We start from the raw sequence: 23,779 nt of genomic DNA on the forward strand, positions 1-23,779 counted from the left end.
TAACTATTTAGCCGCATCTCTTAATAGCTCGGCTTTATCTGTGCGCTCCCAAGTAAATTCGGGTAATTCACGGCCAAAGTGTCCATAGGCTGCGGTTGGACGATAAATCGGACGCAATAAGTCCAATTCTGCAATTAAGCCTTTCGGGCGCAAATCAAAATGTTCGCCGATCAGTACAGCTATTTTGTCGTTGTCGATAAGCCCAGTACCAAATGTTTCAACCGCAATGGATGTTGGCTTGGCGACCCCAATTGCATACGAAACTTGTATTTCACAACGTTTCGCCAAACCCGCTGCAACAATGTTTTTAGCAACATATCGACACATATAAGCAGCAGATCGGTCTACTTTACTAGGATCTTTTCCAGAAAATGCGCCGCCGCCATGGCGTGCCATACCACCATAGGTGTCCACAATAATTTTACGGCCTGTTAAGCCGCAGTCCCCCACAGGGCCACCAATAATAAATTGGCCTGTCGGGTTAATATGAATATTTTCAGACAAACAACTGGCAAACCACGCATCTGGCAATACCGGTTTAATAATTTCTTCAATCACCGCTTCGCGTAAATTGGCCAAACTGATCTCGGGTGCATGCTGTGTCGATAACACGATCGCTTCTACACCCACTGGTTTATTGTTTTCATAACGCAGGGTCAGCTGGCTTTTCGCATCAGGGCGCAGCCACGGTAATACGCCATTCTTACGCACCTCTGCTTGGCGCTGTACCAATCGGTGAGAATAGGTGACCGGTGCCGGCATTAAAACATCAGTTTCATCACAGGCATAACCAAACATCAGCCCTTGGTCACCAGCGCCTTGCTCATGCTCTTCGCTTTCATCCACACCAATAGCAATATCGTGAGACTGCTTACCGATTGCATTTAGCACCGCACAACTTTGCCAATCAAAGCCTATTTCTGGTTTGTCGTAACCAATATCTTTAACGACTTGACGTACTAGCTCTTCGGTATCGACCCATGCATTTGTCGTTACTTCACCGGCTAAAATCACCATTCCGGTCTTAACCATTGTTTCAACGGCGACTCTCGATGAGGCATCTTGTTCTAATAAGGCATCTAACATCGCATCTGACACTTGGTCAGCTACTTTGTCTGGGTGTCCTTCAGATACCGACTCAGATGTAAAAATAAAATTCTTGCTCATAGTAAACTCGCCTCTTCGGTTTAAAAATAGGCACTAAAAGTTGGGCTATATGGATGTTGCCAGTTAGGCAGATGATAAAAACTCACCGTTTTATCTAGACACCATGCTCATTATTTCAGTTTCCTGTTAATAATGAACGCAGTTAAAATTTGACTGCTTGAATAAGCCTAGCAGGAAGATCCTGTCGCAGCGTTCCTTATTCAAGGTGAAGCTATTTTAGATCATATATTAAAAATTTCAAGGGCTTAGCTTAGCAATGCCCTTAAACCACCTTTGCTAATAAATTGTTGGCAGAATTCTCGCTGTTCTTTGCTGGTAATCTGTGTAAGACCGACCCAAGGTTCTAGCCAGATCTTTTTCTTCATAGTAAATCCCAATAAAAATGTAGGCTGACATGCCAATTGAGAACACGATATTCCCAATAGTCATCGTTGGTAAGGACCAAAATACTACTAACAAACCTAACATCATTGGGTGACGAACCCATTGATAAAATAAACGCTCTTTAAATTTAACCTGAGTGTATGTTTTATTAACAAAAAACAACCACGTTTGACGCAAGCCAAATAGATCAAAATGGTTGGTTAAAAATGTTGAAAGAAGAGCCACCACCCAACCCAAAGCAAACACCGACCACACTAGTGTTATGGCAGCTTTGTTTGTTATTTGCCAGACAATGCCATTCATTGGCTGCCAACAAATCATAAGCATCGCCAACACAAGGCTTGAAGCCAATACATAGGTGCTTCTCTCTACTTGATGCGGCACCATTGACGATATCATGTCTTTAAACCAGCCACGCGCCATAACACTGTGTTGCACTCCCCATATGAGTAGTAAGCCAATATTCACCACTAAGGCATAAGGGGAGTATTCTGTCGACTGTGTTGCGAGACTCTTCGAGACACCTAAGCCGCCAACAAACCCTATAAAATAGACAAAGACCGCACAAAATAGAGCATAACTAACCACCCCATATAGCATCACCCAAGATCTCATCAGCTTCTCCCATTTAAATTGAATTTTCTTGCTATATTACCTTTATGAGAAGTAAGAATACACGCCTACGATCGGCACCTACGCTAACTCCACCAAACAGCAACTCAACACACTATGACAACTAAATTACAACAAACACTGCAACGTATTGACCTCGCTAATGCTAACGACCCAACAAACGGCACAGAAGCGCTATATTCACAACGCATGCTAAAAACCCTTCAGGCTTTTGAACCAAACGCATCTGACGCTCTCACCTTAGCTTGCTATGCCCAGCATGTGTGTCGTTGGAAACTAGCTCGAAAAGATTACCCTGCCGGTTTAACGGGCTATTTAACGTGGCGCACAGAGCTGGCGAAATTACATGCAAAAATTTTAGTCGACGCGATGCAAGAAAGTGGCTATGACGACGCCGACATTGAACGAGCAAACAGTATTATTCAAAAAAAGAGGCTTAAATCTGACCCTGAGGCACAAACATTGGAAGACGTGTCTTGCTTGGTTTTTTTAAACCATTATTTCGATGCCTTTGCCAACAAACATAGTGAAGAAAAAATAATTGACATTGTGCAAAAAACTTGGGGGAAAATGTCGGATAAGGGCCGCCAAGCGGCGTTAGCCTTAACCTTACCGCCTCATTTAGAAAAATTAGTCGCTAAGGCATTGGCTTAATGCACAAACCTGCGCTTACCTCTTTTATTATCGGGCTTGGCTTTTTAACCCTACTGGCCGGTTGCGCCTTGCCAAAAAAAGAACTGGTGACAGTACCCGCTGACGCCTTTGAGGTGTGTTATGGCTATGGTTGCAAAACAGTTCAGACTGTAACACTCGACGACGCTCAATGGTTCACCATTGAGCAACTTTTTTCACCTAAAGCAGCATCAGCTAAAATAGAACGCCAGCAACTATCACTGGCCATTGCTCAAATGGAAACGTTTATTGGTGAGATAACACACACTCAAGACGACTTGCCGGGTACGTTCGCCGCTTTTTTTCAAGACCGTAGCCATCAAATGGACTGCGTTGATGAGGCCACAAACACAACTTTATACCTAAGACTCTTTCGTGAGCGCGGGCTAATGCGCTTTCATAAAGAAGGCTATCGTATTAACCGCGGTTTCTTCCTAAACGGTTGGCCGCATACATCTGCGGTCATCGAGCAGCTAGACTCTGGCAAACGGTTTGCTGTTGATTCGTGGTTCCATAAAAATGGTATCAAGCCTGAAATAATCCCTATTGACTTATGGTATTCTGGGTGGCATCCAACACCGGATGATGACTCATAAAACAAAAAATCTCGGAGACAATAAATGAACGTAGGCAACAAGATTTTTTTATTCTTCCTTTCTGCATTTCTTTTTAGCCAATCTTATGCAGGATCTACAGAAGACGTCTTTTCAAACATCACACTTAAAACAACGCATGTACGCGGTAATATTTATATGCTTGAAGGAGCTGGAGGCTTTGCCGGCGGTAATATTGGCGTATCGGCTGGCCCAGATGGCCTTTTATTGGTCGATGACCAACTGGGGCCAATGTCCAAAAAAATTGATGCCGCACTAAACGATATCAGCAAAGGTCAGCTGCGCTTTATTCTTAATACTCACTGGCACGGTGACCATTCTGGTAATAACGCTTATTTTTCAAAAGATGCGACCATTATTTCGCATACGAATACCAGGAAACGTTTAATGACTGACCAAGAAAACTTCTTTGGGAAGTCACCGGCCTCACCAAAAGAAGCGTGGCCCATCATCACCTTTGAACAAGCCATTAACATTCATTTTAATAATGAGGAAATTCAATTTATCCACCATGCACATGGTCACACTGATAGTGATGCTGTCGTCTATTTTCCAAAAAGCAATGTTGCTCACTTAGGTGATCATTTTTTTAATGGTTTTTTCCCTTTTGTAGACTTAGACACCGGAGGCAATGCCTTTACCTTGACACACAATATCGGCGAAATAATTGAGTCATTACCTGAAGATACGCTTGTTATCCCAGGCCATGGCGAACTATCGGATGTGAACGGGCTAAAAAACTATTACGCAATGCTAACCGATACAACACAGTTCGTTAAGCAGCAAGCCGCTTCAGGTAAAACACTTGATCAAATCCAACTGGCCGGATTACCTAGCAAATGGGCCGCTTGGGGTGGTGGTTTTATCAACGAAGAGAACTGGATTAAAATAATCTTTAAGAGCCTACCCAAACAGCAATAAACTACCCTCACAATACAAAAAAAGCGGCTGACCTTTTTTTCAGCTGCTTTTTTATTACCCAAATCATGACTATGAAAAAACTTCTTACCGTACTGACTTTATTCTGTACCCCGCTATTTGCTGCCGAAGACAATCCGATGACAACTTGCTTGTCCAATTTACTCAATACGGCAGAAAACACTATGACCGTGGGCGAACTGAAACAGCAATGCCAAGACACAATGGCTTCAGAGGAGGAGCATTTTTCTGCATTAAAGCGTCGCCAACTGCAAGAAAAAACTGCCAGTTGGAATGCTTTTTCTTTGCTGCCACATAAACCTAATTACATTATTGCCAGCTATAACACCAGCGATCCTAGCACAACACCATTTGAAGCCGCTTACCCAGACGTTAACCCAGATCTTCAGCACCTAGAAACAAAGTTTCAAATCAGCATGAAACTGCCCATCGCTCGAAACCTTATCTTTGGGCAAGGGGATTTATATGCCGCATACACCAACCGGTCTTTCTGGCAGCAGTTCAATAAAACTCACTCTTCCCCCTTTCGTGACACCAATCATGAAGCTGAAACATGGCTTTCGTTCGACACCGACTATACAATTTTAGGGTTCCGCAACTCTGCCATTTTGACGGGGTTCACCCATCAATCGAATGGCCAATCAGGCTTATTATCAAGAAGCTGGAACCGCCTCTATACAGACTTTATCCTAGAAAAGGGCGACATCTACCTGTCATTTAAACCCTGGTACCGTATTCCTGAAAGTGAATCACAAGATGACAACCATGATATTGACGACTTTTTAGGTCACTTTGAATTAAGGGGCGTGTATAAAAAACAACAACATAGCTTTTCACTTCTATTCAGAAATAACCTCAAAACAAGCAGCAATAAAGGTGCTATCGAACTGGGCTGGAGCTTCCCGATACATAATAATGTTCGCGGCTATGTGCAATGGTTCAATGGTTACGGCGAGAGCCTTCTCGACTATAACAACCACACCAATAGCCTAGGCTTTGGAATCCAACTGAATGATTGGTTATAAACCAGCACTTTTTTGTCAGGTATAATTTATTCATCAACATCAAAGGGTCAACGCATGCAAACAGACTGTGACAACGACTGGAAAGCTAAATTAACCGCAGAAGAATATAATATTTGCCGCCAAAAGGGCACCGAAGCTGCTTTTTCTGGCATTTATGTAGACACTAAAACCGAGGGCCTCTATCTCTGCAAGTGCTGTGACACGCCTCTGTTTGAGTCCGACAGCAAATACAACTCGGGTAGTGGCTGGCCAAGCTTTTGGAAGCCCATCCACTCAAATGCTATTAAAGAAAACCGAGATGAAAGTCACGGTATGGTCCGTATTGAAGTGGTCTGCGCTCAATGTGATAGCCACCTTGGACACGTCTTCCCAGACGGCCCGCAACCAACAGGCTTACGCTATTGTATTAATTCCGCATCACTCAATTTAGACCCCAAGAAATAACATGTTAACTGCCCAACAACACGCCCAAGCCTTACTGCAATATATCGATGCTAGCCCAAGCCCTTGGCACGCTGTTCACACGAGCAAAGAAATCCTAGATAACAAAGGTTTCAGTGAACTATTAGAGGGTGATACATGGGCATTACAACCGAATGGGCGTTATTATGTCAAACGAGACGACTCTAGCATCATCGCCTTTACCGTCGGTTCAAATAACCTTGCTCAAGAGGGGTTTAGGCTGATCGGCGCCCACACTGACTCACCAGGGTTACGGGTAAAACCTAAACCAGACCAACAACAAAGCGGTATCAACCGTTTAGCTGTAGAGATTTATGGTAGCCCATTGCTAGCCACCTTTACCGACCGCGATTTAAGCCTAGCAGGGCGCGTACATATCAACCAAAACGGCACCTTACTCTCCAAATTAGTATATTTTAAAAAGCCTTTTCTACGCCTCCCAAACCTTGCTATACACATGAATCCGCAGGTTAATACCGATGGCTTAAAGCTTAATAAACAAACCGAGCTGCCCTTATTGCTGTCACTCGATAATGAACAACCGGCTCTTGTTGAGCTGTTAGCAACGGAGCTGGGCATCAATAGTGATACTATTTCTGCCTGGGAGTTACATGCTGTCGACACGCAGGCAGGCTCCCTATACGGTTTGAATGATGAGTTTTACACCAATAGTCAACTCGATAATTTAGCCTCCTGTCACGCTGGTCTCAGTGCGTTAATATCTGACGCCTCCCTGCATTCGCAACAATTTAATATTTGTGCATTTTTTGACCATGAAGAAATAGGTAGCAACAGCCATAAAGGGGCCGATGGCAGCTTCTTACCCGATGTACTCGAACGCATTGCAGGCTCACTAAACCTATCTACCGAGGACTATAAACGCGCTTTATCTAATAGTTTTATGATAAGCGCCGATATGGCTCACGCTTATCAGCCTAATTTCCCTAATGCTTATGAACCTGAGCACAAGGTATTCGTTAATCAGGGTCCGGTTATCAAAGTAAATGCGAATATTCGCTATGCCTCAAACAGTGCCTCTCAATCCCGATTTATTCATTTGTGCGAACAGGCTAAAGTCGCTTATCAGCAATATTCCCACCGAACCGACTTGGGTTGTGGCAGCACTATTGGCCCCATGACATCGGCACAACTAGGCATCCAAACCGTTGATGTAGGTTGCCCAATGTGGGCAATGCATAGCATCCGCGAAAGCGCAGGGGTCGCCGACCATCACGACATCACTCATGTATTTACTCAATTCTTCAGTTAAAGCTTATGAAATTTAAATTTAAATTTACCTTTTTAATCTTTGCCGTGGCCGCCGTGGCTATCTTTTTTATGCGCCAAGAAAACTTTGTACCACGTACAGCGTTGGATATTTATCAGCACTTTACTGATAACACTGAGGCCGATGCCATTCCCGGACTGACAACAGAAACGGCGCTAGAAATTCAAAAACACGTTGTCTATGCCTTATCGGAAAATTGGGGCGGCATCGCTGGGTACAAAGCGGCTATAACAAACCCAGACATTCAACAAAAAATGGGCATTGAACAGCCGTTGCTAGGCATATTTTTAAATAAAATGTTGCTAGAAAGCCCCGCCGTAATCAACATAAACGCCGCCACTCACCCGTTTGCAGAAGCTGACTTATTGGTACGAATCAAAGATTCCGCCATCAATAACGCAAAAACCGATCAAGAAATACTCGCCTCTATTGACCAAGTTATTCCCTTTATCGAGGTACCCGATAGGCTTTTTTCAACAGATAAACCGTTAACAGCCGACATGCTGATGGCGATTAATACCGGCGCTCGTTATGGAGTGATGGGGGAACCGATTCCAATGGAATTGATTGAAAACCTAAACCTCTGTCAAGTCGGCATCGTCTACGAAGAGGACCGCAGCCATTTAAAAACTGGCGCCTGTTCCTCGCTGATGGGCAACCCAGTTAATGTTATTCGTTGGCTAAGAGATCGTCTATTGGCTTTAAATTACCCTCTAAAGCCAGGCGCTTACTTATCACTTGGTAGCCTTACTTCGCCAGTACCTATAAAAAAAGGTCGTTTAACTGCCATCTATACAGGACTTGGAGATCAACAGCACGTTAGTGTATCGGTGTTGTTTAAATAAAATCAAACAAATAAAAAAGGGCGGTTTCCCGCCCTTTTGATGTTTAGTCTATGCGCTGACCAAGCATTCTTTTCAAAGTACCATCTTTATCCATAAAGTGGTGCTTTAGTGCACCTGATACATGTAAAAGAAATGCTACAAACATTAACTTACCAGCAATTTCGTGTGTCTCGTGCGCCACCCCTGCAATAGGCCCATTAATAGGGATCATTTTTCCAGCCTCATCAGGATTTGGTGTTGCAGCCAAGAGCTCTAAGCCGAAAACAGAAAGCCCATGCCCGCCTAGACCCGACATTAACATTCCTGAAACAGGCATCACTACTGTCGCAATAATAAGCGTCCAATGTACCAGTTTAGACAGTGCATGTTCCCATGATTTATAGGTACTTGCAGGCTCCGGCCAACCTTGTTTCACGCGCCAGACCACACGTGCAAATATAAAGATAAAAACAATCATTCCTACCGACTTATGGATAGGATACAAGGCATACACCTTGTAATCGGTCATGTACACACCAACGGCTACCAACATAATTATTGAAATGCCGACAATCCAATGCAGCGCAACGGATACACACGACAGCTTAACTCTCGAATCACTCATTTAAACCCCCTCTTTTTTTTAGTTACTTAAGCGTTAGATGATATATCATATCTTACCTAATTCAATAGTTATTTAAGGCTTATGTCCAACCCAATTTTTCCAACTATTTACATCCCTCATGGAGGCGGCCCTTGTTTTTTTATGGATTGGACGCGTGGCCCTGCAGATACTTGGGACACCATGAAAGCATGGTTACAAAACCTACATAAAATTCTTCCGAGAAAGCCAAAAGCCATTATTATTATTTCTGCACATTGGGAAGAAGACGTTATTAGGATCAACTCGCAGCCTCACCCGCCGCTATATTTTGATTACTACGGTTTTCCACCACATACTTACGAACTGACTTACCCTGCTCCAGGCTCGCCAAAGCTTGCTAAGCAAATACAAGCGCTTTTAAAAAATGCAGATATTGACTGTGCACTTGACCCCGATCATGGCTATGATCACGGCACCTTTGTGCCTTTAAAAGTGATGTTTCCAGATGCGGATATTCCGGTTGTTCAAGTGTCCTTACAACATAACTTAGACCCCGTTTACCATATTCAAGTTGGCGCTGCACTTCAGTCTTTAAGAGAACAAGATATTTTAATTCTCGGCAGTGGTATGAGCTTTCACAATATGGACACCTTAATGCGGGGGCAAGATATTGGTAATCATGCCGCCACATTTGATCATTGGCTAACAAACACCTGTGAGTCTAAACCCGACGAACGAAACAAACGACTTGGCAACTGGCTCAACGCACCTTCCGCTCGACAAGCACACCCACGGGAAGAACACCTACTGCCGTTAATGGTCGTTGCTGGAGCGGGCGGAAACAACCAAGGCAAAAACATCTTCCAAGACAATGTTATGGGCGTTAACGTTTCAGCCTATCAATTTGATTAAACTAACTATTAGCGCACGTTTAATGCCGCTAAAACTCAAACAAGGCAATACAAGTGCTGTATTAGAATACTAAAAAGGGGTGCGCCATCAGCCCTTTTTTATTATCGACGTATTAAATTTACCAAGCCGTCCAACCACCATCATGCGCGATCACTTGCCCCGTCATAAAAGAAGCCGCATCGCTAGCTAGGTACACCAATAAACCAGCCAACTCCTCAGGGTCGCCTGTTCTATTCAACGGCGTTAACCCGTGCAGTTTCTCTACCATCGCAGCAATATCAGCCTCACTTAACGGCAATGCTTCACGGCCTAGCTGCGTACCCAAATGCCAGCCTGGCGCTATCGCATTACAACGAATACCCTCATTTCCATATTCCACAGCAATCTGTTTGGTCAACGTTGCTACCGCCCCTTTAGAAGCAGAGTAATTCGCAGCCACCGCAGACAAATCATTTGATACACCACCCAAACCAGCCACCGAAGAAATATTAATAATAGAACCTTTCTTTTGTGCCATCATTTGTCGAAGCACTGCTTTAGTACACAGAAATACCCCCCGAGTATTAACCGCGTTCACACGGTCCCAGTCTTCTACTGGCATCTCATGTATTCGATCTGCTGGACTGGCGATACCTGCATTATTCACTAAAATATCTAGCCTGCCATATGCCTGAAGTACCGCCCTATTCATTGCCGCCACTGAATCAACATCACTGACATCAACCTCAACTGATAAAGCCTTACCACCCAACAGGCGAACTTCTTCAGCCGTTTGTTCCGCTGATGCCAAATTAATATCTGCCGACACGACCGTTGCGCCTGCTGAAGCCAAGGCGCGCGCAAATACATTACCTAACCCGCAGCCCGCGCCAGTAACCAGCGCGATCTGCCCATCTAGGCGAAATAAATCTAACGAGAAGGCTGGATATTGACTCATTGTGCCGTATACCCACCATCAATGGGGATAATCGCCCCAGTAATAAACTGTGATTCTTCACTTGAAAGAAACGCCACTAAATTGGCAATTTCTTCTGGCTCCGCCCCCCGACCTAACGGTGTCATACCAGAGGCTGCCTCTATAAACTCTGGACCAATTCTCTTAACCATAGAGGTTAACACAAGGCCGGGGCAAATAGCATTTGCTCTTATTTTATGCTTCGCATACGTGACGGCCCATGAACGAGTTAATGAGATAACCGCCCCTTTTGAAGCACAGTAAGAATGCAGACCGCCAGGTGTACCTATCAGCCCACCAATAGAGGATGTTGTTGTGATCGAGCCGCCTTTGCCACCCGCTATCATACTTTTAAGTGCATATTTAGCGGCCAAAAATACACCTCGTGTATTAATCGACTGCACTTTTTCCCAAGCATCAACGTCCAACTCATCGGTATTGCCATCACCGTCTTCAAAACCGGCATTATTAAATAAAATAGAGACAGAACCAAAAGCCGCTTCTGCCGAAGCGGTCATTTCTTTTACCAGTGTTTCATCTGACACGTCACAGTATTGTGCTATGGCACGCCCACCTTGTTGTTTAATTAATTCCAGCGTTTCGGCATTACCTTCTGTATTAATATCTGCCAAGCACACACTGGCCCCTTCTGAAGCTAAACGAAGTGCTGTTGCACGCCCCATTCCCGATGATGAACCTGTCACTATGGCATTATGCCCTTCCATTCGTGCTGTCATTATGACTCCTTAATTAAATTAGTTTTATGCTTAGAAAAACATGTTTAAGTTTTTGTCGACGATCACCCGCGCAGGTAAAAACACCGTTCTTGCGACTAACTTCAGGCCATCACCAGTATCACGCAACAAATCTTTACGTGTACCGGTATGGCTAATATGGTCTTTATCGCGTCTTGCGCGCAACAAGGTAAATTTACTTCGTACATCGTAAACACTCGCCTCATCGGTACAAAACGACTCAATATTTGTTACGGTACGAACATGGTGGGTCGCTGGGTCGTTTAGCCAAACCATGCCGGTATCTTCTCTGGCTGCCCGTTGCTTTAACTTTTCAAAGTTTTCATCGTAGATCATCGTTTCACAAATGGAACTTTTGCCTAGCCTGTTCCTTCGATAAGTATTCATTGGAATAGGCATTTTATAAGCAATGTTTTCATCCAACATGGTCAGCCAATCATCGTAACGTTCTTCATCCAAAACACGTGCTTCAGCTGCCAAAAACCGTTCTATTCGATAAGCTGTTTGCATATCTGTGTCTTTGCCCACTGGCGCTATTTTTTGTTTTCTAGCCATTGACAGACTCCTTCTGTACCGGTGCTTGCGGCAAAATATCGCTGGCTGATTCAGCCAACATAGTTCGTTGCCACTGCGCATAAAACTCTCGCTGACAAAGCTCATTAACAATACCCGGGGAGGCTTCTCCAGGCCCATCCCAATCCATTGTTCGCCCCTTAGCCATACCCAGCCAACCCTTCATTTGCCTAGTTGCATACCCATTGGGAGAGTGTGTGATCGCTTCGGTAAAATCACCATCATCACCTTCTAAAATACCCGCTGAGCCGAATGTCTGACCGACATGTTTGACAATAATATCTTTCACCTCATCAGGTGTGTTTTTATCTGCCATAGAATAGGTTGCCACCTCAAAAGCACCTGGGCCTTTCGGGTGAATAACCCGCAGCAGGTTTAAACCCTGAATAATTTGCAAGTTAGGGAAAACCCCCATATGCGTCTCTGAGCCTAGTAGTTGCTTGCCACGCACCTCACCTAAACGCTCCACAACACTTGGCCTCACTCGCTCAAGGTGCTCAATGCACGGCCCGGGATTATCATATAGTGCATAGCCTGACTGCCCATCGAGTGTGGATAAGATAGTATGTGGCGGTATTGCAATTTGTAATTGCCCTGAGTCATCAAAGCCGGTGTTATCTTTGCCAATACCAAGAACCGATTCACTACGTCCTTGACCAATAGTGCCCACCACTCGCATAGCACCCGCATGTGCCCAAGCTACGTGATAGCCATCACCAATCGCATTTTCTACAGGTAGCTTCCAGTTACCGGGTATTTCTACTCGGTATGGCGTGCCGATAAGCTCCATCCCTTCTGGTGAAGCATCGAGTACAACATCTAGGTAATAGGCCATGTCGCCTAAGTATTCCACTAGGTCCGGGCCTTCTTCGGCAAAGGTACCAAAGATCATTCCCTTGTAGTTTTGTACCCTAGCCACCGGTACCAGACCTAACTTACTACGATCCAAATTGTCATAGATTGATTCTTCTAGCGGCACGGCAGCCAGCTCACCCATATTGTCATACGCCCAACCGTGATATGAGCACGTAAAGGCTTTTGTTTTACCCCACTCCGCATGACACACTTTATTACCTCGGTGACTACAGGCATTCAAAAAGGCTCTTACCTCACCATCTTCACCACGCACAACGATCACATCGTCTTCGCCCATGTAAGTTCTTAAAAAGTCGCCTGCTTCAGGTAATTGGCTATCGTGTCCCAAAAAAAGCCAGCAGCGATTAAAGATCTGCTTTAGCTCTTCTTGATAAATCTCTGGTTCCCAAAAAATACTGCGTGATTGCAGCGCTGCTTCATTATCTATTAATTTATTGTAATCAAACTTACTCATCTCTTATCCTCCCTAAGCGCTATACCTTGGCTAAGCACTCGAATTGACTATTAACCAATTTGTTCTTTACCAGCCTCCATATCCGACATTACCGCTGGCGCTGCTTGCCAAGATGGTTTTTCACGCAAACGAGCTAACCAAGATAAAATGTTCGGGTAGGGTGATAAATCAAGACCAAGAAGAAAAGATAGCGAGGTAATCGCGCCAATAGCGATATCGGCAATGGAGTAATAACCACAGATATAGTCTTGCCCTGCTAATTGCTTATTTAGGATACCTAACGTGCTTAGGAAAGCTTCTTTGGTACTGGCAACAGTTGCTTCATCTGGCTCAGGCGCGGTCATGGCGAAAAAGAAGTTGAGTAAAGCCGGCGCAAAGGATGCTCCTTCCCACGCTACCCACTGTAGAACTTTGGCACGTTCTTTTAAATCTGTTGGTAATAAGCCAGATGATGGATTTGCATCGGCTAGATACTGAAGAATAGCGCCTGACTCCCAAAGAATAAAACCATTATCATCTATCGTGGGTGTGACACCATTTGGATTTATTTGTCGGTAAGGCGCATCGGTAGGTCGACAATCAGCCATCCGATCTAATGCATTGATTTCATAACCCACACCAATTTCTTCTAATGCAATAACGGCTTTACAACCGTTTCGTGAGCCACCGAAGGGATCCCCTTCAGCTTCTATATGATAAAGCTTAATCATGTTCATTCCTTATGTGATTGTTTAATTAAATAGCCGTGAGGCCACCATCGATACAAAAATTTTGCCCCGTCGCGAAGCGGGATTCTTCTGAGGCCAAATAGAGTGCGCAATAAGCAATATCTTCAGGCTGCCCTAATACATCCATCAGCTGTAGTTTCATAATGTCATCGATCATTTTCTTCAACAGCGCTTTATCTGGGAAAACAGCAAATGCGGGGGTTTCAATTAATCCTGGGGAAATACTATTAACGCGTATTTTGGCATCGGCAAACTCTGCCGCTAATGTTCGCGTCATCGCAATCACCCCGCCTTTTGTCATGGAATGTGCAAATTGATGGATATGACCTGCAAAAGTAGACCCAATAACACCCGCAGCAGACGCAGTATTGACAATACTGCCACCCCCTCGGCGTTTCATAATTGGAAAGGCATGTTTGATCGCGTAATACACCAAATCCAGCTCATTACGAACTAGCCAGTGCCAGTCTTCGGTTGAAAATTCATCAATCTTGCCATAACGTACGGCGGACGCATTGTTATATAAAATATCAAAATCACCGTAGCTTTCTACTGCAAAATCTATCCAGCTTTTTACTTGATCTTCGTCGCCTAAATCAACAACACGGCTGACCATTTCACCACCCGCATCAACAACCCGGCGAACTGTTTCCTCGTGCTCGCCTTCTTTTACGTCACAGCCAACAATTTTTGCGCCTTGTGCGGCAAACATTTCTGCCGCTGCACGGCCCTGACCACCTGCGGTACCTGTTATTAAAGCAACCTTTCCTGCTAGACGACCGCTCATAAGATAACCCTGTCGCTAAAGCCTGACTTTTTAACCATTCTCAACGTATCGATGCCGGTGTTTAAAATCGGTGCTTTCCATTTATACACCGCATTATCAACCTCACACATGGCAAGAGCTGCTCTTGATAGCTTAAGGTCCTCTTCTGATAAGTCAGCCAATTTAAATTGGTTTAAGTAATCAATGATCGCAGGCAGCTTTGGTAACATTGCATAATGGAATGAATTAATCTCATCCATTGTGCTATTCATTCGCTTTACCAGCCTATCTTCTGTGGTTGGAAGCGCCCATTTGTTTATTTCAGCCTCAATATCACTGGTATCTGGGCGTGCTATCGCGTTGCTCATTTTATTCTCCTGTTCCTTTCATTGCGCTCATAAGACGATGGTAATAAGCACGAATAGGGATTTCCTGCCTATTAATATGGATCTCTTTTATGATGCCTGCATTAAAGTTCATCTGAATGCCTTCAGCCGTGTACAAGTCTTCGGTTAATACATCCCTAATCTGAATACGACCTTGTTCAGAATTGAACAATTGGCCAAAGTTTTCTATTTCACCGGTGTGGAAGAAATCTACTTCCCAAAGACACTTATCGGGCGAAATAGGCAGCGTTCTTTGAACTAGAATTTGGCCTTTCTGGATAAATAAAACGACGTTAGGAAATAATAAATAAGCATCAAAAATCCACAACGGATGATCATCATTTAAAACACCAGCGCCATCATCTGCGCTAAACTCATTTTCAGACTTTGTGTACAAAGAAGTGGCTCCGTGCTTGGCCGACAATAGAGCAACGTCTGTTTGTATACCCATCATTTCCTCCGGCCGGTATGCACAAACTCTTGCCGGCACGCCAATACTGTCTGGATAAACATCAGCTGGCGCATAAGTACCCGGGATAGCACCCGCGATGGTATTACGGTGAGTCTGATCAACGTGGTAGCCTTCGATTTGTGCATCCACCAATAATTTCCAGTTGGCATTAAATGTAGAGCGCCAGCCATAGCTCCACGTCCAATCTTTATTGCCTAGGTACTTGTCAAAAGACTCATTAAGCGGCTGTAGGTACTCTTTCAGAGGAACACTTGGCTTGGGGTCAAGGTTAATAAAAACAAACCCACCCCATACATCAACAGATACTGGCTTAAGGCCCAATTTACTTTTATCAAAGTCACCAAAAAGATCTTCACCCGGCACGTCTGCTAACTGACCTTCAGCGTCAAAGACCCAGCCATGAAAGCCACAAGTCATAAATTTTGCTTTACCGCATGGTTCAGTCAAAACATGCGCCCCTCGGTGTGTACACGCATTATAAAAAGCGTTCACTTGCCCATGCTTATCTCGAGTGATGATGATGGAGACTTCTAAGGCATCAATAAAATAAGTAATATAATCGCCATGCTCGGCAACATCACTTTCTCTGCCTGCCATCAACCATGTTTTCTTAAATATGTTTTCCTTTTCCTGCTCAAAAAAGGCTTGCGACGAATAATGATCGGACGGAATAGCTTCCGTACCAAGTTCATGTGAGCCCAGTGGCGGTATCGCCATAACACTTGCATTTCCCATTCTCTTTCTCCGAAGTTTCTCCGACCTATGAAGGTGGGATTTATGTTTACCCGCAAAATTCTAACGAACGTTAATTAGTAAATCATAATGCTTCGTGGCTGTCTATGAAAATTTTGTATTGGCAAGCTATATTTTCAGTCATCTAATTTTTACCTATAACACCATGCTATTTCTGAGATTTTTAATCGTTCGAATGAAATAAATTTTGTAAACCCCGTCGCAAATTAGCTCCATCTAATATGAAAAAATTCACAGCTTCGTTAAGGGATGTTAGGGTAAATATCAACTCAATAATTTACGAGGACACTATGAGCAAACTACTTTATATTCAAGCATCACCACGCGGTGAACGCTCAAGTTCTACTGATGTTGCGAATACATACATTCGTGCCTTTAAATCAGTTTCAGCAGACAATACTGTTACCACATTAAATATTTGGGATATGAACTTGCCTGAGTTTGATGGCGATCGCCTGAATGCCAAATACAGTGTCTTACACGGCCAAAACCCCAATGAAGCTGAGGCCCTTGCATGGCAACAGATCGTTACGCTTATTGAGCAATTTAAAAACGCTGATTGCTACTTGCTTAGCGTTCCTATGTGGAATTTTTCCATCCCCTATAAGTTAAAACACTATATTGATATCATCACTCAACCTGGCCTTACTTTTAGCGTTAACCCCGAGACCGGCTTCTTTGGGTTAGTGACAGGAAAACCGGTTACCGCCATTTATTCTCGTGGTGGCGAATACAGCACTCCTGAGGCGAAGGGCATGGATTTTCAAAAAACTTACCTAGAAATGGCTTTAGGCTTTATTGGCTTTAGGGAAATAAATAGTGTCTTGATAGAACCCACTTTAGCCGACCCAAACTCAGTGAACAATGCCATTGCTATAGCGAAGGAAAAAGCAACAACACTCGGAGAAAACACATAATGGATTTACAAATTAAAGATAAAAAAGCCCTCGTTTCAGGCTCTAGCCAAGGCATTGGTTTTGCCATCGCCAAAACGCTCGCAGCAGAAGGCGCACAGCTTATTATTAACGGCAGAAGTGAAGCCAAATTGGTCGCAGCTAAAGAAAAAATCCTGCTTGAATATCCGCAAGCACAGGTTGAATATATAAGCGCTGACCTTTCAACCAGCAAAGGCTGTGATCAACTAACCGCCGAGCGCCCTCACATAGATATTTTAGTCAACGCCCTAGGTATTTTCGAGCCAAAAGACTTTATGGATATTCCTGATGAGGACTGGGAACGGTTTTTTAACGTTAACGTTCTCAGCGGAGTCAGACTATCACGTGCTTATTTACCCTATATGCGAGAAAAAAACTGGGGGCGAATTATCTTTATTAGTAGTGAAAGCGCCATACAAATTCCGCAAGAAATGATTCATTACGGTACCACCAAAACAGCCCAGCTGGCAGTTTCACGCGGTATAGCAGAAACGTGTGCAGGTACCGGCATTACTGTGAATGCCGTGTTACCTGGCCCTACACGCTCGGAAGGTGTCGTTGAATTTGTCGATCAGGTCAGCGGCGGTCAAGAGTTTGAAGCATTCGAAAAAGAGTTTTTCCAATCTATGCGGCCTTCGTCACTGATCAAACGTTTTGCTGATACACAAGAAGTCGCCAACATGGTCACCTATTTATGCAGCCCGTTAGCCTCGGCAACCACCGGCGCTGCCGTACGCGTTGATGGTGGTGTTGTAAAATCTTGCGTCTAATTTAGCATTCTTAATCCATGATGCTCGCCGTCGCCACTTTATCGATGAGGTTGCCGTTCTTGATTTTAACGATGGCTTGTGTGTTCCTAGGAGCCAGTATTGCGATCTCTAGCCAGCCAGACATTAGCATTCCCATTCTGTTGCTGGCACTAACCGGCGCTTTATTGGCCCACATCAGCGTCAACACCCTTAATGAATATTTTGATTTCAAAAGCGGGCTAGATTCAATCACGATAAAAACACCTTTTTCAGGTGGCAGTGGTGCCTTACCTCAACACCCTGACAATGCCAATATGGTCTTCTATATTGGCATTTTTTCTCTCCTTCTAACCACTTTGATCGGCTGTTTTTTCCTCTCGCACTGTGGCCTTCGATTATTGCCGATCGGGCTGATTGGAATAGGCTTAATACTGACATATACTCAATACATCAATAAACGCCCCATCATTTGCCTCCTCACACCGGGGGTAGGCTTTGGCATTTTGATGGTCGTGGGCACCCAGTTTGTATTAACCGGCGAATATTTGGCTAAAAGCTTTGTCATTGGCGTAATTCCTTTTTTACTCGCTAATAACCTATTACTGCTTAATCAATACCCCGATATACAAGCCGATGCTCAAATAGGGCGCAACCACTTTCCAATTGCCTACGGCTTTAACCTAAGTAATTTTATTTACGGTTTATTCACACTTTTAACAATGTTAATAATTACTGCTAATGTTTTGATTGGTTATTTGCCCAGCCAAAGTTGGATTGCCTTAACGCCTATGCCACTGGCATGCGTTGCTTTATATGGTGCGATAAAACATAAAGAGTGCATTGGTAAACACCCACTTTATCTAGCAAGCAATGTTGCCGTTGTAGTATCGATACCCTTGTTGCTTAGCATCGCAATATTGCTCTAAACGATACACTATTGTTGATAAAGCCCTATTCAGCTGGTTTCGCAATAACAAATAATAAATAAACAATAAATAAGGCCATCACACTAAAAAAGGCCAATAAGGCTTCCGCCATCGTAATGCCAAACGCTATTTCAGGTGTATAACTACATGTCGTTTGTACTTTAAAAACAAACGGCAGCCATTCATCAAGCGCTAACCAAGCTGGCAAGCCTAAATCAAAACCACAGCTGCCAAAAATAAAGCCCCGCTCTGTGCCCAATAACATCCAAGAGCGCTCGATAGAAACACCACACACAGCTAACAAGGCCAATAAACTAACAAAGCGTGAAAACATATAAGCCCTTAATAACAGCCCTATTAACGAAATGACAATCATCGCAACAAGTAAAATTCGTATTTGAATACACACAACGCAAGGAGGGTAATCCAAAACATACTGATAAATTAACGCAACCGATTCCAAAAGAAGACTGAAGACAATAAGCATCAACCAAACTAGTTTTTTACTGGGCAATACCGCTGTACATGCTTTCATCATCTTGATATCTCAATTTTATATTCGTTACTAATCGTGCAGTTTAACGGCTGCTCTATATGCTTACTCAGTAAAATATCAAGAATAATGCTTAGAATACCCATACTAAAGCTGACCATGCTTATTTCTTAGTCTAGCAAAAAAAGCCTTCAAGCTAAATAAGCCCAAAATCAACCGTCATGACGGCTATACAGCTTTAAAGAACTGTGATAAAACATCACTACATTAGCTATTTAAGTTTAATACTGGCTTCAGGGATTGTTCGAATGAATAGCGTGATTGCGTCAGGTAGTAGCAAAACTCAAAAAAACCAAGGTCGATGACATTGGTCGCTAATGCTCCCTCATCATTAGCTCACAGTGCCACCTTTGCTAAAAACTTGCGCGCAGATAACAAGCCTCAACCGATAAGCCATCACGGTGTATTTAATAGACCAAAGAAAAATAAAGTCAGGCATATAAGTCTAATAAGCTTAAACAATATGGATAAGGGTGCATTAATCGCGCTCTTCAGCTTACTTAGTATTTTCATATGTGCTGTAGCAAGCCATCTACTTATTTTCGACCTAATACTTAATCATCACTCGCTTTACCCCCCCTAAATGATCTGGAGATAACTTTATGAGCGCCCGTCGTAAAAAGGAAAAGTTCTATGTCGTTGATAACCGCCCGGAAATATTGGCTAAAAATTTCACCCAGAAAGAGTATATTCGAGCCATTTTTGAAAATGATATGGTTTGCGTGATGGGCCCCGCCGGTACAGGTAAAACATACATAGCGGCTACGCTAGCTTCACGTATGTATTTTGATGGCGAAATTAACAAAATTGTCTTAACACGGCCTAATGTATCTGCATCGGAGTCACTGGGGTTTTTCCCTGGCACGTTAACTGAAAAAATGGCGCCTTGGGTGGCCCCATTTACCGATGTTATTCGGCAGCAATTAGGCGACGGAACCTATGACACCATGCTTAAAAACGGCAACTTAGAAATAGCCCCTTTTGAAACCATGCGCGGACGATCGTTTAATGATGCATTTGTTATTTTAGATGAAGCACAAAATACTAGTCCGAAAGAAATGGAAATGTTTGTTACCCGTGTTGGCGACAATTCACGAGTCATCATCAATGGCGATATTATGCAATCTGACATCATGGGCTCCAATGGCTTACACAAAGTTCTACAACTGATCAACAAATTAAACTTACCGGTTCCTATTATAGAGTTTCAAGTTGAAGACATTGTTCGCTCACCACTATGCAAAATGTGGATAGAAGCCTTTATGGAAGACGCTCAATACAACTAAAACCGTCATACTTGCCGATAAATAGCTGATATGTATTTACTCATAGAGTACGTAGCCAGCTTTTTATCGGCTCTTTCATAAAAAAGCCTCTTCTCAGCGAAAACCAATATTAGCTCCAAACCCTTTGCGTTTTTGATCAATTGAAGCAGGCAACTTACCCACAACTATACGGTTCGGCAAGCTACCTGTGCTTAATTTTATTTGAAAGAACTGTGCGTTATAAATAAGCTTATATTGGCTGCAACGATTCTGCTCTCACCTATGCATCATTACCAAATAAATCCCTTGTATACACTTTGCACAGCACATCGTGTAAATCATTTGATAATCGATTGGCGACAATAAGATCCGCTTGGCTTTTAAAAGAATCCAAATTGCTTATGACCGGCGAATTAAAAAAACTCGCCTCCTCCAGCACTGGCTCATAAACAATCACCTCAATGCCTTTGGCTTTAATACGCTTCATAATACCCTGCACGGCTGAAGAACGAACGTTATCGGAGCCTTGCTTCATAATAAGTCTATATATACCCACTACCTTTGGCTGGGTTTTTATAATTTGCTCGGCAATAAAGTCCTTACGCGTATTGTTGGCATCAACAATGGCTTTAATTAAATTATTCGGCACTTGTTGATAGTTTGATAATAATTGCTTGGTATCTTTAGGTAAGCAATAACCACCATAACCGAATGACGGGTTGTTGTAATGCTTACCAATCCTTGGGTCTAGACCAACGCCCTCAATCACCTGACGCGTATCTAATTGATGTAACTCGCAATAGCTATCGAGTTCATTAAAGTAGGCAACCCGCATTGCAAGGTACGTGTTTGAAAACAGCTTAACCCCTTCGGCCTCCGTTGAGTGTGTATATAATATCGGTATTTCATCAGCCGGCAGTTTTGCACCATCCACCAACAGCTTAGCAAACACTCTTGCTCGCTCTGATTTTTCACCAACAATAATGCGAGAAGGGTACAAATTGTCATGCAGTGCTTTTCCTTCGCGTAAAAACTCCGGCGAAAACAGTATGTTTTTTGTACCGTATTGCTCCCTTACTTTATAGGTATAGCCAACTGGAATCGTTGACTTAATAACCATCACAGCCTCAGGGTTAATGCTCAAAACATCGCCAACAACCGTTTCTATAGAAGAGGTATCAAAAGCATTGGTATCCACATTGTAATTGGTGGGCGTGGCAATAATGACATAATCAGCCTCGTTATACGCCTCATATTGATCGTTGGTAGCCACCAAGGAAAGACTGTCATCCTTTAAAAACTGCTTAACGTCTGAATCGTCTATAGGCGATTTTTTCTGTTTTAATAAAGCAATTCTCTCTGCTGAAATATCAAAAATAACAACCTGATTACGTTGTGACAGTAGCAGAGCTAACGATATGCCTACATAGCCTGCACCTGCTATCGCTATTTTCATTCGCTAGCCCACACGGCCACTTTTCTTTAGACTGCCCTGTAAATCTTCATCATACCAATCACTCATTTCATCATACATATCGCCCTTTAATAAAAGGTACGGTGATTTGTAATAGATAAAAATGTCGTGAAGCGGGTCTGTCATAATTTTACTACACCAGACCAAACCGGATTGAACGCCCATAATAAAAAACAAATGAATCGTTCTAAATAAAATAGCGCCAATACCAACAATCAACCAAAGAATTGAGGTGTTGTATAAATAATCATAGCTCGATGAGGCGTGTTCAAATAAGCCGAAAAAACTAGGGCTTATCAATAAAAATAGAGGCGACAGCAGCCAAACACTCAATAAAATTATTTTACGATGTAGGTTATAACCCACCTTCACTTTCTCTTTATATTCATGTGATGCGTTATTAACATCATCATAGGTTTTAGGTTCAAAAAAGAAGTGCCCTATCTGCCTTAACACCATTGCAATTAACCAACCAACCATAACCGCAACAACTGGGTCTTTAAACAAGTAGTAATAACTAAGTAGAAAACTCATTGCACTAAAAAGATGTAGCGCTTGGTTTACTCTATTATGATGATAGTAACGGTGATCATCCCAGCGCTGTTGACGTAGCTCTTCAAAAAAACCCATGGTGAAATTCCAATCATTAATTTACACCAGCTTGCCGTCTTTATATGACATTAGCATGTCACCCTCATGACCGTTTAGCGAACTGTAATAGCTTTTAATTACTATCGAAACGTAGCTTTATGTAACAGCAGCGAACCCATTTTTATACACTCGCCCTGTCTAATGCCTTCGTTTATTACAAATTCGCTGGAGGCAAAAACTAAAATAGTTGAGCCATGTTCAAAATAACCCATCTCATCCCCTTTGTTATAAAGGGCTGAGCAAGGCAAGACATTAGGTCCTTTATAGCGAAGATTCAGGGGGGCTGCTAAACAGTGAAACTGCATGCTAGCCACCAAAATAGCTGCAACGGGCACCAGCACAAGACACTCATCTTTGTGCCCTGTTTTTAACTCTATAAACGCTCGCTCATTTTTACAAAATAAGTTCTTAATCCGGGTCAAAGCAATTGGGTTTACATTCCATGTGTCGCCCGAGATATATGTAACCTTATCTACCTCGCAATCGATGGGTGCATGAAAACGATGATACATCGTTGAGGTTAGCCTTAACGTTACATAACAGCCGTTTTGTAGCCGTTTCTGCAGCGCCTTATCCGGAATTAAATCGGCAACGTGATAGGGAAAACCTTTCGCCTGGTAGACCACCCCATTATCGACCTTGCCATGACTACCAACAATGCCATCACAAGGGCTAACAACGCCTCCTTTGTACGTATCTATCGGCCTTACCCCTTCTTTTAGTTGGCGAATAAAACACTCATGCAATGAATTAAAGCTATGTTTTTTTGCTTCGGAAAAGTCCAAATCGGGTGAAAAAATACGCCAAATACTGATGGATAAGCTTGTTAGCGTTGGGCTTTGTATCTTGCTGTACCAACCCATTAGGTGAGTGAAAAGTTTACGGGGTATACGGTTTGTTAATAAGAAATTTAACCGTTCCATTCGCGTTAGCCTAGAAACCATCTGTCTCAAGCCGCACTAACCTTCAACGACATTCACTTTT

27 protein-coding genes and 1 riboswitch are annotated in these 23,779 nt (G+C 43.2%); of the genes, 12 read left to right on the forward strand and 15 right to left on the reverse strand.

The genetic code is table 11. The features are described from left to right. Positions 1-3 precede the first annotated feature (3 nt). Together metK and Q91_RS10915 are read right to left on the reverse strand one after the other, a co-directional pair. A complete protein-coding gene (gene metK, locus Q91_RS10910) occupies positions 4-1,167 on the reverse strand; it encodes a methionine adenosyltransferase (RefSeq protein ID WP_015006962.1) in 1,164 nt (387 codons plus the stop codon). A gap of 127 nt (positions 1,168-1,294) precedes the next feature. Beyond that, positions 1,295-1,371: riboswitch (S-adenosyl-L-homocysteine riboswitch) on the reverse strand. A 72-nt stretch (positions 1,372-1,443) separates the two neighbouring features. Continuing rightward, positions 1,444-2,166 carry an isoprenylcysteine carboxylmethyltransferase family protein gene (locus Q91_RS10915; protein WP_015006963.1) on the reverse strand — a complete coding sequence of 241 codons (723 nt, stop codon included), beginning with the start codon at positions 2,164-2,166 and terminating at the stop codon, positions 1,444-1,446. Between the two features lie 114 nt (positions 2,167-2,280). Here Q91_RS10915 and Q91_RS10920 point away from each other — a divergent pair, with 114 nt between their 5' ends. From Q91_RS10920 to Q91_RS10950, 7 genes are all read left to right on the forward strand, one after another. Next, positions 2,281-2,838 carry a DUF4202 domain-containing protein gene (locus tag Q91_RS10920; RefSeq protein ID WP_015006964.1) on the forward strand — a complete coding sequence of 186 codons (558 nt, stop codon included), beginning with the start codon at positions 2,281-2,283 and terminating at the stop codon, positions 2,836-2,838. After that, the gene (locus Q91_RS10925) at positions 2,838-3,452 is read left to right on the forward strand and encodes a hypothetical protein (protein WP_015006965.1); all 615 of its coding nucleotides are present in this window, start codon (positions 2,838-2,840) and stop codon (positions 3,450-3,452) included. Before Q91_RS10920 ends, Q91_RS10925 begins: the two co-directional genes overlap by 1 nt. A 24-nt stretch (positions 3,453-3,476) precedes the next feature. Beyond that, entirely contained in the window at positions 3,477-4,391 is a 915-nt protein-coding gene (locus Q91_RS10930) for an MBL fold metallo-hydrolase (RefSeq protein ID WP_015006966.1), read from the forward strand. Between the two features lie 137 nt (positions 4,392-4,528). Then, entirely contained in the window at positions 4,529-5,434 is a 906-nt protein-coding gene (locus Q91_RS10935) for a phospholipase A (RefSeq protein ID WP_020162745.1), read from the forward strand. 54 nt (positions 5,435-5,488) lie between these two features. Further along, positions 5,489-5,878 (forward strand): peptide-methionine (R)-S-oxide reductase MsrB, encoded by a 390-nt coding sequence (msrB, locus tag Q91_RS10940; RefSeq protein ID WP_015006968.1) that lies wholly within the window; start codon positions 5,489-5,491, stop codon positions 5,876-5,878. A 1-nt stretch (position 5,879) separates the two neighbouring features. Then, positions 5,880-7,166 (forward strand): M18 family aminopeptidase, encoded by a 1,287-nt coding sequence (locus Q91_RS10945; RefSeq protein ID WP_015006969.1) that lies wholly within the window; start codon positions 5,880-5,882, stop codon positions 7,164-7,166. A 5-nt stretch (positions 7,167-7,171) separates the two neighbouring features. Next, the gene (locus Q91_RS10950; RefSeq protein WP_015006970.1) at positions 7,172-8,029 is read left to right on the forward strand and encodes a 2-keto-4-pentenoate hydratase; all 858 of its coding nucleotides are present in this window, start codon (positions 7,172-7,174) and stop codon (positions 8,027-8,029) included. 43 nt (positions 8,030-8,072) lie between these two features. Here the strand turns inward: Q91_RS10950 and Q91_RS10955 are convergent, their stop codons facing one another. Next, complete coding sequence (locus Q91_RS10955) at positions 8,073-8,633, reverse strand: cytochrome b (protein ID WP_020162748.1); 561 nt, start codon at positions 8,631-8,633, stop codon at positions 8,073-8,075. 81 nt (positions 8,634-8,714) lie between these two features. Between Q91_RS10955 and Q91_RS10960 the strand changes: the two genes are divergently transcribed. After that, positions 8,715-9,524: a class III extradiol ring-cleavage dioxygenase gene (locus tag Q91_RS10960; RefSeq protein ID WP_015006972.1), complete on the forward strand. Its 810-nt coding sequence runs from the start codon at positions 8,715-8,717 to the stop codon at positions 9,522-9,524. A gap of 118 nt (positions 9,525-9,642) precedes the next feature. On the opposite strand, the gene Q91_RS10965 is transcribed toward Q91_RS10960, so the two are convergent. From Q91_RS10965 to Q91_RS11000, 8 genes are read right to left on the reverse strand one after another with little or no spacing between them, the layout of a single operon-like run. Next, positions 9,643-10,461, reverse strand: a complete 819-nt coding sequence (locus Q91_RS10965) for an SDR family NAD(P)-dependent oxidoreductase (RefSeq protein WP_015006973.1) — start codon at positions 10,459-10,461, stop codon at positions 9,643-9,645. Further along, positions 10,458-11,216 (reverse strand): SDR family NAD(P)-dependent oxidoreductase, encoded by a 759-nt coding sequence (locus Q91_RS10970; RefSeq protein WP_015006974.1) that lies wholly within the window; start codon positions 11,214-11,216, stop codon positions 10,458-10,460. Before Q91_RS10970 ends, Q91_RS10965 begins: the two co-directional genes overlap by 4 nt. A gap of 30 nt (positions 11,217-11,246) precedes the next feature. Continuing rightward, complete coding sequence (locus Q91_RS10975) at positions 11,247-11,789, reverse strand: 3-phenylpropionate/cinnamic acid dioxygenase subunit beta (protein ID WP_015006975.1); 543 nt, start codon at positions 11,787-11,789, stop codon at positions 11,247-11,249. Then, a complete protein-coding gene (locus Q91_RS10980; RefSeq protein WP_015006976.1) occupies positions 11,782-13,137 on the reverse strand; it encodes an aromatic-ring-hydroxylating dioxygenase subunit alpha in 1,356 nt (451 codons plus the stop codon). Before Q91_RS10980 ends, Q91_RS10975 begins: the two co-directional genes overlap by 8 nt. Before the next feature lie 50 nt (positions 13,138-13,187). Next, on the reverse strand, positions 13,188-13,847 hold the full coding sequence (locus Q91_RS10985; RefSeq protein ID WP_015006977.1) for a glutathione S-transferase family protein: 660 nt from the start codon (positions 13,845-13,847) through the stop codon (positions 13,188-13,190). Positions 13,848-13,872: 25 nt separating this feature from the next. Next, a complete protein-coding gene (locus Q91_RS10990; protein WP_015006978.1) occupies positions 13,873-14,652 on the reverse strand; it encodes an SDR family NAD(P)-dependent oxidoreductase in 780 nt (259 codons plus the stop codon). Further along, positions 14,649-14,999: a hypothetical protein gene (locus Q91_RS10995; protein ID WP_015006979.1), complete on the reverse strand. Its 351-nt coding sequence runs from the start codon at positions 14,997-14,999 to the stop codon at positions 14,649-14,651. The genes Q91_RS10990 and Q91_RS10995 overlap by 4 nt, the downstream gene beginning before the upstream one ends. A gap of 1 nt (position 15,000) precedes the next feature. Next, positions 15,001-16,224: an SRPBCC family protein gene (locus Q91_RS11000; RefSeq protein ID WP_015006980.1), complete on the reverse strand. Its 1,224-nt coding sequence runs from the start codon at positions 16,222-16,224 to the stop codon at positions 15,001-15,003. A 308-nt stretch (positions 16,225-16,532) separates the two neighbouring features. Between Q91_RS11000 and Q91_RS11005 the strand changes: the two genes are divergently transcribed. From Q91_RS11005 to Q91_RS11015, 3 genes are read left to right on the forward strand one after another with little or no spacing between them, the layout of a single operon-like run. Further along, positions 16,533-17,159 (forward strand): FMN-dependent NADH-azoreductase, encoded by a 627-nt coding sequence (locus Q91_RS11005; protein ID WP_015006981.1) that lies wholly within the window; start codon positions 16,533-16,535, stop codon positions 17,157-17,159. Then, positions 17,159-17,947: an SDR family NAD(P)-dependent oxidoreductase gene (locus tag Q91_RS11010; RefSeq protein ID WP_015006982.1), complete on the forward strand. Its 789-nt coding sequence runs from the start codon at positions 17,159-17,161 to the stop codon at positions 17,945-17,947. The genes Q91_RS11005 and Q91_RS11010 overlap by 1 nt, the downstream gene beginning before the upstream one ends. Before the next feature lie 17 nt (positions 17,948-17,964). Further along, entirely contained in the window at positions 17,965-18,852 is an 888-nt protein-coding gene (locus tag Q91_RS11015; protein WP_015006983.1) for a prenyltransferase, read from the forward strand. 25 nt (positions 18,853-18,877) lie between these two features. Here the strand turns inward: Q91_RS11015 and Q91_RS11020 are convergent, their stop codons facing one another. Further along, positions 18,878-19,390 (reverse strand): disulfide bond formation protein B, encoded by a 513-nt coding sequence (locus tag Q91_RS11020; RefSeq protein WP_238538332.1) that lies wholly within the window; start codon positions 19,388-19,390, stop codon positions 18,878-18,880. A 617-nt stretch (positions 19,391-20,007) separates the two neighbouring features. On the opposite strand from Q91_RS11020, the gene Q91_RS11025 reads away from it, so the two are divergent. Then, a complete protein-coding gene (locus tag Q91_RS11025) occupies positions 20,008-20,691 on the forward strand; it encodes a PhoH family protein (RefSeq protein ID WP_015006985.1) in 684 nt (227 codons plus the stop codon). Between the two features lie 259 nt (positions 20,692-20,950). On the opposite strand, the gene Q91_RS11030 is transcribed toward Q91_RS11025, so the two are convergent. The 3 genes from Q91_RS11030 to asd form a co-directional block, all read right to left on the reverse strand. Next, the gene (locus Q91_RS11030; protein WP_015006986.1) at positions 20,951-22,126 is read right to left on the reverse strand and encodes a nucleotide sugar dehydrogenase; all 1,176 of its coding nucleotides are present in this window, start codon (positions 22,124-22,126) and stop codon (positions 20,951-20,953) included. Between the two features lie 3 nt (positions 22,127-22,129). Continuing rightward, positions 22,130-22,774, reverse strand: a complete 645-nt coding sequence (locus Q91_RS11035) for a hypothetical protein (protein ID WP_015006987.1) — start codon at positions 22,772-22,774, stop codon at positions 22,130-22,132. 101 nt (positions 22,775-22,875) lie between these two features. Beyond that, complete coding sequence (gene asd / locus Q91_RS11040; protein ID WP_015006988.1) at positions 22,876-23,718, reverse strand: archaetidylserine decarboxylase; 843 nt, start codon at positions 23,716-23,718, stop codon at positions 22,876-22,878. Positions 23,719-23,779: the final 61 nt, after the last annotated feature.

This window comes from Cycloclasticus sp. P1 (assembly GCF_000299965.1).
Lineage (GTDB): Bacteria > Pseudomonadota > Gammaproteobacteria > Methylococcales > Cycloclasticaceae > Cycloclasticus > Cycloclasticus pugetii.

What these genes read in the sequence shown, in the direction of transcription:
- metK (WP_015006962.1), bottom strand. Translation starts at nt 1,167, where the DNA reads ATGAGCAAGAATTTTATTTTTACATCTGAGTCGGTATCTGAAGGACAC.
- Q91_RS10915 (WP_015006963.1), bottom strand. Translation starts at nt 2,166, where the DNA reads ATGAGATCTTGGGTGATGCTATATGGGGTGGTTAGTTATGCTCTATTT.
- Q91_RS10920 (WP_015006964.1), top strand. Translation starts at nt 2,281, where the DNA reads ATGACAACTAAATTACAACAAACACTGCAACGTATTGACCTCGCTAAT.
- Q91_RS10925 (WP_015006965.1), top strand. Translation starts at nt 2,838, where the DNA reads ATGCACAAACCTGCGCTTACCTCTTTTATTATCGGGCTTGGCTTTTTA.
- Q91_RS10930 (WP_015006966.1), top strand. Translation starts at nt 3,477, where the DNA reads ATGAACGTAGGCAACAAGATTTTTTTATTCTTCCTTTCTGCATTTCTT.
- Q91_RS10935 (WP_020162745.1), top strand. Translation starts at nt 4,529, where the DNA reads ATGACAACTTGCTTGTCCAATTTACTCAATACGGCAGAAAACACTATG.
- msrB (WP_015006968.1), top strand. Translation starts at nt 5,489, where the DNA reads ATGCAAACAGACTGTGACAACGACTGGAAAGCTAAATTAACCGCAGAA.
- Q91_RS10945 (WP_015006969.1), top strand. Translation starts at nt 5,880, where the DNA reads ATGTTAACTGCCCAACAACACGCCCAAGCCTTACTGCAATATATCGAT.
- Q91_RS10950 (WP_015006970.1), top strand. Translation starts at nt 7,172, where the DNA reads ATGAAATTTAAATTTAAATTTACCTTTTTAATCTTTGCCGTGGCCGCC.
- Q91_RS10955 (WP_020162748.1), bottom strand. Translation starts at nt 8,633, where the DNA reads ATGAGTGATTCGAGAGTTAAGCTGTCGTGTGTATCCGTTGCGCTGCAT.
- Q91_RS10960 (WP_015006972.1), top strand. Translation starts at nt 8,715, where the DNA reads ATGTCCAACCCAATTTTTCCAACTATTTACATCCCTCATGGAGGCGGC.
- Q91_RS10965 (WP_015006973.1), bottom strand. Translation starts at nt 10,461, where the DNA reads ATGAGTCAATATCCAGCCTTCTCGTTAGATTTATTTCGCCTAGATGGG.
- Q91_RS10970 (WP_015006974.1), bottom strand. Translation starts at nt 11,216, where the DNA reads ATGACAGCACGAATGGAAGGGCATAATGCCATAGTGACAGGTTCATCA.
- Q91_RS10975 (WP_015006975.1), bottom strand. Translation starts at nt 11,789, where the DNA reads ATGGCTAGAAAACAAAAAATAGCGCCAGTGGGCAAAGACACAGATATG.
- Q91_RS10980 (WP_015006976.1), bottom strand. Translation starts at nt 13,137, where the DNA reads ATGAGTAAGTTTGATTACAATAAATTAATAGATAATGAAGCAGCGCTG.
- Q91_RS10985 (WP_015006977.1), bottom strand. Translation starts at nt 13,847, where the DNA reads ATGATTAAGCTTTATCATATAGAAGCTGAAGGGGATCCCTTCGGTGGC.
- Q91_RS10990 (WP_015006978.1), bottom strand. Translation starts at nt 14,652, where the DNA reads ATGAGCGGTCGTCTAGCAGGAAAGGTTGCTTTAATAACAGGTACCGCA.
- Q91_RS10995 (WP_015006979.1), bottom strand. Translation starts at nt 14,999, where the DNA reads ATGAGCAACGCGATAGCACGCCCAGATACCAGTGATATTGAGGCTGAA.
- Q91_RS11000 (WP_015006980.1), bottom strand. Translation starts at nt 16,224, where the DNA reads ATGGGAAATGCAAGTGTTATGGCGATACCGCCACTGGGCTCACATGAA.
- Q91_RS11005 (WP_015006981.1), top strand. Translation starts at nt 16,533, where the DNA reads ATGAGCAAACTACTTTATATTCAAGCATCACCACGCGGTGAACGCTCA.
- Q91_RS11010 (WP_015006982.1), top strand. Translation starts at nt 17,159, where the DNA reads ATGGATTTACAAATTAAAGATAAAAAAGCCCTCGTTTCAGGCTCTAGC.
- Q91_RS11015 (WP_015006983.1), top strand. Translation starts at nt 17,965, where the DNA reads ATGATGCTCGCCGTCGCCACTTTATCGATGAGGTTGCCGTTCTTGATT.
- Q91_RS11020 (WP_238538332.1), bottom strand. Translation starts at nt 19,390, where the DNA reads ATGATGAAAGCATGTACAGCGGTATTGCCCAGTAAAAAACTAGTTTGG.
- Q91_RS11025 (WP_015006985.1), top strand. Translation starts at nt 20,008, where the DNA reads ATGAGCGCCCGTCGTAAAAAGGAAAAGTTCTATGTCGTTGATAACCGC.
- Q91_RS11030 (WP_015006986.1), bottom strand. Translation starts at nt 22,126, where the DNA reads ATGAAAATAGCGATAGCAGGTGCAGGCTATGTAGGCATATCGTTAGCT.
- Q91_RS11035 (WP_015006987.1), bottom strand. Translation starts at nt 22,774, where the DNA reads ATGGGTTTTTTTGAAGAGCTACGTCAACAGCGCTGGGATGATCACCGT.
- asd (WP_015006988.1), bottom strand. Translation starts at nt 23,718, where the DNA reads ATGGAACGGTTAAATTTCTTATTAACAAACCGTATACCCCGTAAACTT.